At 39.4% G+C, this 14,075-nt stretch carries 11 protein-coding genes; all 11 read left to right on the forward strand.

Going from position 1 to position 14,075, the window contains the following annotated elements:
* The first annotated feature begins 99 nt into the window (after positions 1–99).
* Positions 100–1,935: a UbiD family decarboxylase gene (locus tag Gferi_RS14620; protein ID WP_069977750.1), complete on the forward strand. Its 1,836-nt coding sequence runs from the start codon at positions 100–102 to the stop codon at positions 1,933–1,935.
* A 394-nt stretch (positions 1,936–2,329) separates the two neighbouring features.
* Positions 2,330–3,445: a TMEM165/GDT1 family protein gene (locus Gferi_RS14625; RefSeq protein ID WP_069977752.1), complete on the forward strand. Its 1,116-nt coding sequence runs from the start codon at positions 2,330–2,332 to the stop codon at positions 3,443–3,445.
* A 72-nt stretch (positions 3,446–3,517) separates the two neighbouring features.
* Positions 3,518–3,712: a heavy-metal-associated domain-containing protein gene (locus Gferi_RS14630; RefSeq protein WP_069977754.1), complete on the forward strand. Its 195-nt coding sequence runs from the start codon at positions 3,518–3,520 to the stop codon at positions 3,710–3,712.
* A gap of 64 nt (positions 3,713–3,776) precedes the next feature.
* On the forward strand, positions 3,777–5,147 hold the full coding sequence (locus Gferi_RS14635; protein ID WP_069977756.1) for an MATE family efflux transporter: 1,371 nt from the start codon (positions 3,777–3,779) through the stop codon (positions 5,145–5,147).
* 274 nt (positions 5,148–5,421) lie between these two features.
* Positions 5,422–6,591, forward strand: a complete 1,170-nt coding sequence (locus tag Gferi_RS14640; protein ID WP_069977758.1) for a TraB/GumN family protein — start codon at positions 5,422–5,424, stop codon at positions 6,589–6,591.
* 332 nt (positions 6,592–6,923) lie between these two features.
* Positions 6,924–7,604, forward strand: coding sequence for a GntR family transcriptional regulator (locus Gferi_RS14645; protein ID WP_069977760.1), 681 nt, complete (start codon positions 6,924–6,926; stop codon positions 7,602–7,604).
* A 58-nt stretch (positions 7,605–7,662) separates the two neighbouring features.
* Positions 7,663–8,505, forward strand: coding sequence for a 5-dehydro-4-deoxy-D-glucuronate isomerase (kduI, locus tag Gferi_RS14650; RefSeq protein ID WP_069977761.1), 843 nt, complete (start codon positions 7,663–7,665; stop codon positions 8,503–8,505).
* A gap of 34 nt (positions 8,506–8,539) precedes the next feature.
* Positions 8,540–9,301 (forward strand): 2-dehydro-3-deoxy-D-gluconate 5-dehydrogenase KduD, encoded by a 762-nt coding sequence (gene kduD, locus Gferi_RS14655; RefSeq protein ID WP_069977763.1) that lies wholly within the window; start codon positions 8,540–8,542, stop codon positions 9,299–9,301.
* Between the two features lie 515 nt (positions 9,302–9,816).
* On the forward strand, positions 9,817–11,385 hold the full coding sequence (locus Gferi_RS14660) for a BCCT family transporter (RefSeq protein ID WP_069977765.1): 1,569 nt from the start codon (positions 9,817–9,819) through the stop codon (positions 11,383–11,385).
* Positions 11,386–11,459: 74 nt separating this feature from the next.
* The gene (locus tag Gferi_RS14665) at positions 11,460–12,431 is read left to right on the forward strand and encodes a 4Fe-4S binding protein (protein ID WP_069977766.1); all 972 of its coding nucleotides are present in this window, start codon (positions 11,460–11,462) and stop codon (positions 12,429–12,431) included.
* A 92-nt stretch (positions 12,432–12,523) separates the two neighbouring features.
* The gene (locus tag Gferi_RS14670; RefSeq protein WP_236932605.1) at positions 12,524–14,074 is read left to right on the forward strand and encodes an HAL/PAL/TAL family ammonia-lyase; all 1,551 of its coding nucleotides are present in this window, start codon (positions 12,524–12,526) and stop codon (positions 14,072–14,074) included.
* The last annotated feature ends 1 nt before the right edge of the window (position 14,075 follow it).

Here is a 14,075-nt window from a genome sequence, read left to right on the forward strand (position 1 = left end):
TTATACAAAGACCTATGACGGGAGTATATTAAGTCAGATAAATGATTTTCTAGGGATACTAAATGAACAGTTAAACAACAGAAATGGGGATCGTAAAGGATGTATCATAATTTGGAAGAATGTATTCTTGATTTAGAAAAAGCCGGCCAATTAGTCAGGGTACACGAGGAAGTGGACCCGAATCTTGAAATGGCAGCTATTCATAGGAGAGTTAACGCAGCCGGGGGTCCTGCACTGCTGTTTGAAAATGTAAAAGGTTCGAAATTCCGGGCCGTATCCAACTTATTCGGGAACTTGGAGCGGAGTAAATTTATTTTTAGGAATACCTTAGAGGCAGCAAAGGATGTGATTGCGTTACGCAATGATCCAATGAACCTATTGAAAAATCCTTTCAAACACTTCCACACAGGGTGGGCGGCTTCAAAGGCACTTCCTTTGAAAAAAATAAGCAGTAAACGGACTGGGTTTCAGGAAATACAAATTTCCGACCTTCCGCTGATCCACCATTGGCCGGATGATGGGGGAGCATTTATCACTTTGCCGCAGGTTTATACAGAGGATCCGGAAAAGCCTGGGATTATAAACAGCAATTTAGGAATGTACCGTGTTCAGCTTAGCGGTAACGATTATAAAATGAATAAAGAAATGGGCCTGCACTATCAGATTCACCGGGGAATCGGTGTCCACCAGGAAAAAGCGAACAGGCTGGGGGTTCCGTTAAAAGTAAGTATTTTTATCGGAGGTCCTCCGGCTCATACGCTAGCTGCAATCATGCCGTTGCCTGAAGGATTAAGTGAAATGACCTTTGCCGGTTTGCTTTCCGGGCGTAATTTTCGTTATTGCTATGTGGACGGTTATTGTATCAGCCTAGATGCTGACTTTGTAATTACAGGTGAAGTCCATCCGGGGGAAACGAAACCGGAAGGGCCTTTTGGTGATCATATAGGCTATTACAGCCTTATCCATGACTTTCCTTTCATGAGGGTGCATAAAGTATTTGCAAAATCCAACGGGATCTGGCCCTTTACAGTTGTTGGCCGCCCCCCCCAGGAAGATACTGCCTTCGGGGAGCTCATCCATGAGATAACAGGCCATGCGGTAAGACAGGAGATTCCCGGAGTGAAAGAAGTCCATGCCGTAGATGCAGCGGGTGTTCATCCCTTGCTATTTGTAATCGGCAGCGAGCGCTATACACCATACCGCAACGTCAAAGAGCCGGCAGAAATACTTACCATTGCAAACCGGATTCTAGGAACAGGACAGCTGAGCCTGGCCAAGTATTTATTTATTACAGCTGAAGAAAACCATCCGCTGGATACACATAAAGAAATAAATTTTTTAACTTATATCCTTGAACGGATGGATCTTCGCCGTGACATTCATTTTCAAACTAATACAACGATAGATACCCTTGATTATTCGGGAACAGGATTAAATACAGGCAGTAAAGTGATCATTGCCGCCTACGGTGATCAAAAAAGAAATTTGTGCAAAGGAGTCCCGGAACAGTTGAAGGATCTATGTGATTTTAAAAATCCACGGTTGGTGATGCCTGGGATCGTTGCGATTGAAGGACCGGTATTTTCGGGCTATCAGCAGGCACAAAAGCAATTGGGGGAGTTATGCTCGGCTATTCAGGCAAGGGGCACGATGCAGGGTTGTCCAATGATTATCCTCTGCGATGACAGTTCATTTATGAGCGGTTCACTCCAAAACTTTTTCTGGGCCGCATTTACGCGAAGCAATCCTTCACATGATATTTATGGCGTTAACAGCTATTATGAAAACAAGCACTGGGCCTGTGATAATATGATTATCGATGCCCGCGTGAAACCACACCATGCACCGCCATTAATTCCTGATCCGTCAGTTGAAAAGAAGATCGAAGGTTTATTTGTAAAGGGAGGGAGCTTAAGCAAAGTGAAGGTAAATTGAAACGGAAAGAATGTTAACCGCAGAAGGAGCAGGCCCGAATGCTATTGACAGGATGCAGATGATGTGATAAATTATGGATAAGTTCTAAAAGGGAGTAGCTGTGGCGAAGCCGATAAATAAAATCAACATACTGGAGAAATCCTGGTTTTATTTACTTTAAGCGTGACTTAAAGGAGCGAGACTTTTAGATTAGTAAGCCATTAAACAATGGTTTGTTAATCTATTTGTCTCGCTTTTATTACTTTATAAGGGAAGGGAGGAAGCCATATGTGTTTTGGGAATGATTATTAAAGAAGCTACATAGAAAAAAGTCCTGAACAGCGTTCATGAAATATGAGGCTTAATGATTATCAAGTGATTATTTAAATATGAATACAATGAGGTGAAAGCGGATATGCATGAATTATTAAAGGCATTTATTCTTATTTTTATAGCAGAAATGGGGGACAAGACTCAAATATTAGCAATGGCCTTTGCTACACGATTTCCGGTAAAAAAAGTACTGATGGGGATCTTTTTAGGTTCTTTTCTGAACCATGGATTAGCTGTAATTTTAGGCAGTTACATTTCAAGCTTTATTCCGGTGAATACAATCCAAATAGCTGCCGGGTTTGCCTTTGTTGGATTTGCGCTTTGGACATTAAAATCCGATGAGAATGAAGATAAAGATGAAGAACAAAAATCTAGGTTTGGGCCGGTGCTAACAGTGGCCTTGGCGTTTTTTATAGGCGAATTAGGCGACAAGACACAATTAACAGCCATAACACTGGCAACTGCTGCTGCCTACCCGCTATTAATATTATGTGGAACCGTTTTAGGTATGATTGTTACGGGTGGAATCGGCATCATTATTGGTAAAAAGCTAGGGGATAAAATACCTGAATTCGCAATAAAAATAATAGCAGCTTCTGTATTTATGTTTTTTGGAATAACCAAGTTACATCAAAACTTGCCCAGTGCGTATATAAGTTTACAAAGTATCTCTATATTTATCGGAATAGTATCTATTGCGGTTTTTATAATGCTAAGACCAATGATAGTAAGAAGAAAACAAGGGCAGGAATCTGTATTTAGAAGAAAATCAAGAGAACTGTATAATTATTACCAGCAGGTTGAAGAAAGCATAGATAAAATCTGCCTGGGTATAGAAACCTGTAAAGCCTGTCAGGGCAATAACTGCATAGTAGGTTTTACCAAAACATTGATTAAGCAGGGTATCGAAGAAGACGGAATCTTACAGCACGAAGCTTTTGTACCTGCAGAAGGCGTTTCGAGCAAGCATTATGATAAAGAGCAAGTATTGGAGAGCTTGAGGTTGACACTTGCATTACTCAAGAAAAACCCCTGTAGTAATGAATATGAAAATATTCATGAAATAAGAAAGAAGCTTGAAATCCTGCTATTCAACAGAAGCATCGAACATATGAATAGCTGGGAGGAGTATAAACGATGTTTGATCGATATGGATAAGCCTAGTGCGGTTAGAATTTTTAAAACGATAAATTATTAAAGGATTATCATCCATTTTTTGTTTATAATGAAGAAACAAAGCAATAAATAAAACCGGTTAGAAGGAATCACAATGACAACAAAAACTTATCAATTAGAAACCTTGACATGTCCTATTTGTATAACGAAAATTGAAGGTGCAGTTAAAAAAATGAGCGGCGTGAAAATGGTGGAAATGCTTTTTAACGCCAGCAAAGTAAAGATTGTAAAATTTATAAAGGAAGCAAGGACCTCTTGGCTTGCTTCCTTTATAAATTATGAGATATAATAGAAGCTGCTGAAAAAATCAGGTATAGCGCTAAATCCAGTATAAGGAGAATTCCGTAAAGTCTATGAAAGCAAATAATCTTACAGAAGGAAGTATATGGCGGGCATTGGTGAAGCTGTCACTGCCTATTATGAGCACATCTTTTGTCCAGATGGCTTATAACATGACAGATATGATATGGATCGGGAGAATAGGAAGTAAAGCTGTTGCAGCTGTTGGAACTGCAGGATTTTTCACATGGCTGGCAATGGCATTTATATTGATACCTAAAATTGGGGCAGAAGTTGGGGTAGCGCAGTCTGTAGGCAGAAAAGATGTTGCTGCAACAAAAGAGCACATTGTACATGCATTGCAAATCGGTGCTGTATTGGCCCTTTTATATAGCATTCCTTTAATTCTTTTCAAGGAGCAATTGATCGGCTTCTTTAATTTAGGAGACATTGAGGTCATTCAGATGGCAAAGAATTACTTAGTCATCATTGCCTTTGGAATGATCTTCAATTTTATGAATCCTATATTTACTGCAATTCTCAATGGCTATGGCAATAGTACAACGCCATTTTATATTAATGTTATTGGATTGATTATCAATATGATTCTTGATCCCGTCCTTATCCTAGGGATTGGACCATTCCCGGCTATGGGGGTTACAGGTGCAGCGATAGCAACAGTGGGTGCGCAGTTTTTGGTCATGGTGGTTTTTTTATTTAAGCTCAAGGAAATAATGCCTTTATTCAAACAAATAAAGATCCTTCAAAAACCTCATAAAGAACGGATCATGACTTTTTTTAAACTGGGTATTCCTGTTGCCCTCCAAAGCGGTTGTTTTACCATTTTTGCGATGATTATTGCAAGAATCATTGCCCAATGGGGACCGGTGGCTATTGCAGTCCAGAAAATAGGTTCTCAGATAGAAGCTGTTTCATGGATGACAGCGGGAGGCTTTTCAACAGCCCTAAGTGCCTTTGTAGGCCAGAACTATGGGGCGGAAAAACATGAAAGAATATATCGTGGATATTTTGTTGCCATGGGCATCGTAGGTACTATAGGAATTTTTGCAACAGTTCTTTTAATATTCGGTGCAAAGCCTGTTTTCTCAATTTTTATTTCTGAGGAGGAAGCAATAGGCTATGGGATTGTTTATTTAAAAATACTGGGCGTATCACAGTTTTTTATGTGTATGGAAATTGCTACTACAGGCGCCTTTAATGGGTTAGGAAGAACGGTTCCGCCAGCTATTATCGGAATCGTACTGAATGCCCTTAGAATACCAGCGGCCCTAATTTTATCCAATGAAAATTTACTGGGCTTGAATGGTGTCTGGTGGAGTATCAGTATAAGCAGTATATTGAAAGGCCTTATATTAACAACCTGGTTTATGGTATATTTAAAAAAGAATTATAAATCCGCTAGGGTGAAGGCAGAATACATTTAATAAGACGGGTCAAAAGTGTTATTTATTTTGACCCGTCTTATTTTATAGGAGATTAAATCAGAAAGAATAACAGGCATTTGCAAAGCGGATGATATTAAACTGTTTGTAAATAATAAAAAGGCAGGATTTATAACATAAAAGAAAAAGAACAAATAAATGGCGGTTGAAATTTATTGTATTCTAGCACATAATTGTAGTATGCCGGAAAGAATTTTGCCAGGTATTAAAGAAAGATTATTATCGATAGAGAAATCTGTAAAAAGGAAGGTAGCTTATGTCTGAAGAAAATATTACGAGAATATACCTAGAGGATAAGGAACTTATACTGATCGGAACGGCCCATGTGTCAAAGCAAAGTGCAGAGCAGGTAAAAGAAGTTATTGAATCGGAAAGGCCGGATTCTGTTTGCATAGAGTTGGATGAGCAAAGATATCAGTCTATTATGGCTGGAGACAGATGGAAGGAAATGGATATTTTTAAGGTTATTAAGCAAAGGAAAGCTACTTTTCTTTTAATGAACCTTGTAATATCCTCCTTTCAAAAGCGGGTGGCAAAGCAGTTTGGTATTAAACCCGGACAAGAAATGATTCAGGGAATTGAATCCGCTAGGGAAGTAGGTGCAAACCTGGTCTTGGTTGATCGGAATATACAAATAACTTTTTCGCGGATTTGGCATGGAATCGGTCTATGGGGAAAGGCTAAACTTCTCATGCAAATTTTCCTTAGTATTTTTAATGATGAGAATATTTCAGAAGAAGAACTGGAAAAATTGAAATCGCAAGATATGTTGGATGCCATGCTCGAAGATTTCACGGTATCCTTCCCTAAATTAAAAGTTCCCTTAATTGACGAACGGGACCAGTATCTGGCGCAAAAAATCAAAGAAGCTCCGGGAAATAAGATTGTTGCAGTTCTGGGAGCTGCACATGTTCCTGGAATTAAAGAAGAAATCAGAAAAGACCACGATTTAGCAGCATTATCCCAGCTGCCTGACAAATCTAAAGTTCCTAAAATGATTGCTTGGACCATTCCGCTGCTTATACTTGCGGTTATTGGATATACTTTTTATGCAAACCGTTCAGCAGGCGTTGATCAAACAATGAGCTGGGTGTTATGGAATGGATTATTTTCGGCAATGGGTGCCCTAATCGCTTTTGGACACCCCTTTACCATTCTTACTGCTTTTGTTGTAGCGCCTTTGAGTTCTTTAAATCCATTAGTGGCAGCGGGCTGGTTTGCGGGAATCGTTGAAGCCTATATCCGTCGTCCAAGCGTAGAAGATTTTGAAAATTTGACAGAGGATGTTTTTACCATAAAAGGCTTCTGGAGAAATAAAGTAACGCGCATTTTGCTGATCGTAACCTTGACAAACTTGGGAAGTACATTAGGAACCGTGATTGGTGGAGCTGATGTAATCCGTTTGTTTATTAAAAATATCCAGTAAGCTGCTGCTCCTCAACATCAACAAGAAATGAACTTGTTAAAAGACAATATAAGGAAGGGAAAATTATCTGTCCCTTCCTTATATTTGTTATAACTTTTTGGGAATATATTTATACATAAAAATATAATTTGTTTTTCTAAAAAGAAATTATGTTGTAAAGAGTCTTTACAATATAATTATGGAATGGTATTCTATTTATAAAACTTGCATTCAAGCATTCAAGAATTCAAGAAGTAAGATAGATTGTGAAAAATAGCAGGAATCAGTTGACGAAAACTTGGATTTTCATAGCAAAAGGAATGGCCAACTATATGCGATAAGTAGGTGTTAGAATGACAAATAACCATTTTAAAAGTATGAATAGTGACGAGATTTATCACGCTTTGAAGAAAGATATTCTAAATCTCAGGCTTACCCCCGGTCAGCTGATCAGTGAAAACGAGATCTCAAAAAAGTACAATGTTTCCAGGACACCGGTTAAGACAGCTTTTTTAAGACTCAGCAGTGAAAAGTATATTGAAATTGTTCCACAAAAGGGTACTTATGTTACCTTACTGGATATGGAGCTGATCAAAGAGATTATTTACATGCGCACAGTTCTTGAGACTACGGTAATCAAAGGCGTACTTGGAAATGTCCCGGCGGAAATCCTTTGCAAGTTATCTGATAATCTAAAGAAACAGGAAGAGATTGTGAAGCAGCCGGATATTGATCCAAGTGAATTTTATAAAATAGATAGTCAATTTCACGGGATATTGTTTGACTTTGCAGGAAAGACAAGACTCTGGCAGATCATACAGGAATTCCAAGTGTATTATACGCGGTTTAGAATGCTTGATATTGTTGCAGTAGGCCGATTTGACAGGTTGTATGAAGAACATTGTGAGCTGTTTGATATTATCAAAAGCGGAGACAAAGAAAGACTGGACGAGATGATGGAACGGCATCTCCATGGAAATATCAATAGATTGGGGGATAAGATACACAATGAGTTAAAAGATTATTTTATGTAAGGAAAGATTTTCTGTAATTGGTTTTAAAAAATTTAGGATTTATTAATAGGAGGTAAATATGGATATAAGATATGGTGCAAATCAGGCAGATGTTAAGGGGTATGATACACAGAAACTGAGAGAAGAGTTTCTGATCGAGAAATTATTTGAAGCAGACGAGGTGCTTTCAACTTACTCACACATTGACAGAATCATTACCATGGGAGTTATGCCGGTATCTCAAGTAATAGCACTTGAAAAGAGCATAAACTGCCGGAAAAATCTTGGCGTGGAGTATTTTCTAGAAAGAAGAGAGCTTGGAATTATCAACATTGGCGGTACTGGAAGCGTATTGGTAGGGGATGAAGCGTACAAGCTGGAAAAAATGAATGGGTTATATATAGGAAAAGAGTCTAAAAATATAAGGTTTAGCAGTGAGGATCCTTCAAATCCAGCGAAATTTTACATGTGTTCTACTCCTGCACATAAAAAATTTGAAACGAAACTGATAACTTTAGAGCTGGCAAACAAAGTAGAAATGGGTGCATTTGAAACCTCAAACAAACGAGTGATTTATCAGTTTATTCACCCTGAAGTTCTGGAGACCTGTCAATTATCTATGGGATGTACTGTTCTGGATACGGGCTGTGTGTGGAATTCAATGCCATGTCACACCCATGAAAGAAGGATGGAAGTATATATGTACTTCAATCTTACTGAGGAGAATGTAGTATTTCATTTTATGGGAGAGCCGCAGCAAACACGCAATATTGTCATCCAAAATGAGCAGGCAGTCATATCACCGAGCTGGTCTATACACAGTGGATGCGGGACTAGCAACTACGCATTTATATGGTCGATGGCAGGGGAGAATAGAACCTTTACTGATATGGATCATATCAAAGCCAGTGACTTACGATAATATTTAAAATACAATTAAGTAAGGGAGAATAGATATGATTTTAGATCGTTTTAAATTAGATGGAAAGATGGCTATCGTAACGGGCTGTAGAACAGGATTAGGACAAGGCATAGCCTTAGGACTTGCAGAAGCCGGAGCTGATATACTTGGAGTTGGATCTAGTGATTTAGAGGAGACAAAGACACTTGTAGAAAAGCTGGGAAGAAGATTTGTTGGTGTTCAGGCAAATCTTATGGAAATGGATGCGATCCCAAAGGTTATAGACGCTGCTATCAGCAATTTCGGAAAAATAGATATTTTAGTAAATAACGCTGGAATCATTCGCCGTGAAGATGCGATTAATTTCTCGGAAAAAGACTGGGACGAAGTGATGGATATCAATGTAAAAATGGTATTCTTTCTAAGTCAGGCAGCAGCAAAGAAGTTTATCGAGCAAAACACTGGCGGTAAAATTATAAACATCGCCTCTATGCTTTCCTTTCAAGGTGGGATCAGAGTGCCTTCCTACACAGCGTCAAAATCTGGGGTTATGGGTATTACAAGACTCATGGCAAATGAATGGGCAAAACACAATATTAATGTGAATGCCATTGCACCAGGGTATATGGAAACCGACAACACAGCTGCTTTAAGAGCTGATGAATCAAGAAACCGGGAAATACTGGGAAGAATTCCCGCAGGAAAGTGGGGATCGCCTGAAGACTTAAAGGGAGCTGCTGTATTTCTCTCATCTTCTGCATCGGACTATGTAAATGGCTATACAATTGCAGTAGATGGTGGCTGGCTGGCACGATAATCGGTAACCCATTCTTAGCCTTGGATGCAGGGAAAAAAATATATCGAAAAGACAATCGCTTTAAACCTCGTTGGTTAAACCAGTAAAACAGAGTCAAAAGGAGATCTCCTTTTGACTCTGTTTTTAGTATGTATTACATTCTATAATATAGATAGAGTTACATTTTTTAGATGGAATAAATGCGCAAAATAATTTTGCTGCAGTGCAAAAAAAACAGGCACCTCTCACTTGCGATTTTTTCAGGGTTTCAGCAGCACAATCTTAAAAGGGCAAAATAATTTTGCATGCTCAGCAACACCTTTCTAAAAATTCTAAATCAAACAACAACTGATTGCAAGGCTTTGACAAATTTCAGGCAAAAAAATATAAATGGCATTATTCTTGCTATAGATTATTGGTAACCCTGTTATCGAATTGGATGACTGTATTCGATATACCTGAAAAATGGAGGTGAAGACAGTAAGGGGGATCAATCTCATTAACAGTACAAATAACAAACAAAGGAGGAAAGGTGAATGTTACAAGAGGCAAATACAAAACCTGATGTAAAACCAGCAAAACCATTACGTAAAGGCGTTTTCTGGCCATCGATTATTGTAATTGGTGGTTCAGCAGTGTTAGGACTTTTTAATAACGAATTATTAACTGAAGTTGCAACAAATACCTTTTTATGGACACTTAGAAGCTTTGGTTGGCTCTATCAAATTATTTCCATTATGGCATTAATCCTTATTGGCATTATTACTTTTTCTAAGCTTGGTAAAATTCGTTTTGGAGGTGCTGATGCAAAGCCAAAGTATTCTTTTGGAACTTGGTTTGCCATGGCCCTTACTGGGGGTATTGCTACAGGTGTTATCACATGGGGGGTAAATGAACCGATCGTTTACTTCGGAAATGTATGGGGAGAACTGGAACAAACTGGTGTAACTGCTGGATCCGTAACAGCAGCAGTTTTCGCTCTTGCCCGTGTATTTTTTAACTGGACATTTATACCTTATGCAATGTACTCATTATGCGGACTTGTAGTAGCCTATATGTACTTTAACCGTAAAAAGCCATTATCTGTTACATCATCCCTTATTCCGCTATTTGGGGATAAGGTTACTGAAGGAGTTTGGGCAGATGTGGTGGATACACTTGCACTTTTAGGAATCGCATTGGGATTATCTGCTTCCCTTGGTGCGGGGCTGACATTGGTAAGTTCAGGGTTGGAAATGACTTACGGTATTGCACAGAGTTCTTTCGTGTGGCTGGCTTTAGCACTGGTGATCACTGCTACTTTTACCGTATCATCCTTATTAGGGATTGATAAAGGAATCAAATGGTGCTCCAGCTTGAACTCAAAAATATTCTATATTCTTTTAGTTTTCTTGTTCCTTGTTGGACCGACCCTATATATCCTAAGAATGTCTACTGCAGGTATGGCATACTGGCTGCAGAATTTCTGGATATGGGGACTGGATCCAATTGATATCGGTGGCGAAGCCTTAGTTATGTGGTGGACATTATATGACTGGGCGATTTGGATCGCTTATGCACCGCTCATGGGTATATTCCTTGCGATTATTTCTTACGGAAGAACGATCCGTGAATTTATGATTATTAACTGGATTATGCCATCATTGTTTAGTGTAGTTTGGTTTGGTATCTGGGGAGGCACTGCCATCTATTGGCAGACAGATGGTACATTAGATTTAGTCGGTACGATTAATAATAACGGTGCGGTTGCTGCACTATGGGCCTTCTTAGGACATATACCGCTGGGCGCTGTCATTATCCCAATTGTAATGATTACCCTTGTATTATCCTTCTCAACCGCAGCAGATTCTATCAATAGAACCGTTGCTTCTCTTTGTACAAAAGGAATCGAGCATGATGAGGAACCTGCTACTTGGCAAAAATTACTTTGGGGAATCTCTGTTGGGACGATTGCATACCTAATGGTAGCATTCGCCGGTGGTTCACAAGGTGTTAACGGAGTTAAATATCTTTCTGCAGCAGGTGGGTTCGTAGTACTTTTCGTGTTTGTTCTTCAAGTAGTGTCTTGTATTAAAATGTTCTTTATTGATAAGGTTGAGGAATAGAATATTTGTTATGAGATAGTGTTAGGAAGAGGAGTTCATTCTCTTCTTCCTTATTCCTTTCAGGGAGGTCAAAAATGACTTATGATGAACGATATATAAGAGCTATAGAATATTACGAAGTACCAGAACCGTTCCATCATCTTATCGAGCTCATGCTGTTAGAAAATGAAATAAAACTCATCAGTCTTATGGGTAGAGAAGCCTTCGATCTTGAGCAGTTGGAGAATCTGATTCGTGAGAATTTCGACCAGAATAGTGATTCGTTTTTAAAAAACTGTTATAAGCGGGCGATTATTAAAAAATTTGAACAAGATCATAATATTTATTTTAAAGTGGATCGCTTTTATACCCGCCTATCCTATTTTGCCCAATATGAATCGAAAACGTGGCAAGCGATTGCAAAAGATGAGAGACAAAAACTGGACGAATGGTGTTTTAAAACCTATGTAGAGGATATACGGGAAACGATTGAGAAGAAAATCAAGGGTGAAAATATCCCCCTTCATAATAGCAATATAATGACTTTAAAAGAAGCACAAGAGATGATTGACAGCATGGAAAGAGAAATATATCTGCAACCCTGTAACTGCAGGGCCATCGCACTAAACTGCAGTAAACCGAAAAATACATGTATTCAGTTTGGATGTGAGATCAATACCCCGGCAGACCGAGGATGGGGAGAAAAGCTGACAAAGGAAATGGCAAAAGAAGTTTTAAAGGAAGCAAATAAAGGTGGGCTCATACATTCTGGTGAAGATGAGGCCCTGTGCAATTGTGATGGCTGCTGCTGCTATCCGTTTCGAGCAGCCGGGGTGCTTGGATCTAAAAAGAAATGGCCTAAAGCGACGCATGTTATTTACTGGAATGAAGAAAAATGTATTCATTGTGGAAAGTGCGTAAAGATGTGTAACTTTGGCGCATTCTATAAGATTGAAGGAAACAAAGTAAACTTTGATAGGGAAAAATGTTGGTCATGTACCGTATGTGCAGAGAATTGTCCAAAAGGCGCAATTATCTATTCTGTGGAGCATGAATTACCACTGTAAAAATAATTTTATCTATGTAGCCAGCTTAAGAAAATGTAAAAAACCAGTAAAGTATCAATCTGAATTTAAGATGTATAAGGGGGAGGCTGCCATTGACTAGAAAAATACCGGCCAAGGAAATTGATAAGATTATTCTTGATGGCCATATCAGTATAGAGGAATTTGTTGCAGTAGCTCGGCATGGTGCCATTGTAGAGTTTTCAGATGCGTATATTGCCCGTGTGAAGAAATCACGCAGTCTCGTTGAAAAATGGACTGAAGAAGGCCGCATTATGTATGGGATTACTACAGGTTTCGGCGCACTGTGTACTCAGGTCATATCGAAGGAAGACACGGCAAAGCTGCAAAGAAATATCATTCTGTCACATGCTACCTCTGTAGGGGAACCTCTCTCTATTGAGGAAGTTCGAGGTACTATGTTAATGGTACTGATGAATGTAGGGCAAGGCTATGCAGGAGCCCGTATGGAGACAATGGAATTATATAGACAATTTTTAAATCGCGGCATTATACCTTTTGCGCCGAAAGAGGGCTCTGTCGGATATCTCAGTCCCGAAGCACACATGGCACTGGTGTTGATCGGTGAAGGCAAAGCCTATTTGAATGGAGAGCTTCTACCTGCTAAAGAAGCTCTAAAAAGGGCAGGTTTAATGCCGACAGTACTTGCATCCAAGGAAGGATTGACACTGGTATCTGGAACCACAAGTGTCACTGCTATTGGGGCATTAGCTCTTTATGATATGATAAATGCATCCATAACAGCAGATGTTATAGGTGCAATGGCTTTAGAAGTACTGAAAGGGACTACCAGAGCCTTCGATAATCGGTTAATGCAGGTCCGGCCCCATGAGGATCAGCACAAGACCGCTGAAAATGTGAGAAAGTTGCTGGAGGATTCGGAGATTGCCAAGCATTTTGAGCATCATCGCTTGCAGGATGCGTTATCCCTTCGATGTATTCCTCAGCTCCACGGTGCGGCGAAGAAAACTTTCAAGGATGCGCTAAAAACCATCGAAATAGAAATGAATGCCTGTTGTGATAATCCTATTATCTGGCCCAATGGAGAGGATGGCGAGACGATTTCAGGATGTAATGCGGATTCTTCTTATATTGGGATTGAGATGGATTCGGCCTGTATTGCTGCAACGATGATTGCAAAGATGTCGGAGAGAAGAAACAACCGATTGGTTGACGGCAGTCTTTCCCAGTACCCTTGGTTTCTAATCAAGAATCCAGGACTTAACTCGGGCCTGATGATACCTCAATACACGCAAGCGGGTTTGCTAAACGATATGAAGATTCTCTCACATCCCGCCACTGTAGATGGCATACCCACCTGTGGCGGACAGGAGGATTATGTTGCAATGGGTTATAATGCTTCAAAAAAAGCAAGACAGATTGCAGAAAAGCTTGAATTCATTTTAGCGATTGAGCTTTTATCTGTATTTCAAGCCCATCAATTTATGGCAGAAGGTATCCTGCCTGGGGCTGCTTCCAAGGCGGTTCTGGATGAAATTGCACTGACTGTGCCCAAGATGGAAGAAGATATGTATCTCTATCCTCATATCAATAGCTTGAGAGATTTAATTCATTCAGGAAAAATTATAGATCTGGTGGAAGAAAAGATCGGAAAGCTGGTGTGAA

The sequence above is a fragment of the Geosporobacter ferrireducens genome, from assembly GCF_001750685.1.
Classification (GTDB): Bacteria; Bacillota; Clostridia; order Peptostreptococcales; family Thermotaleaceae; genus Geosporobacter; species Geosporobacter ferrireducens.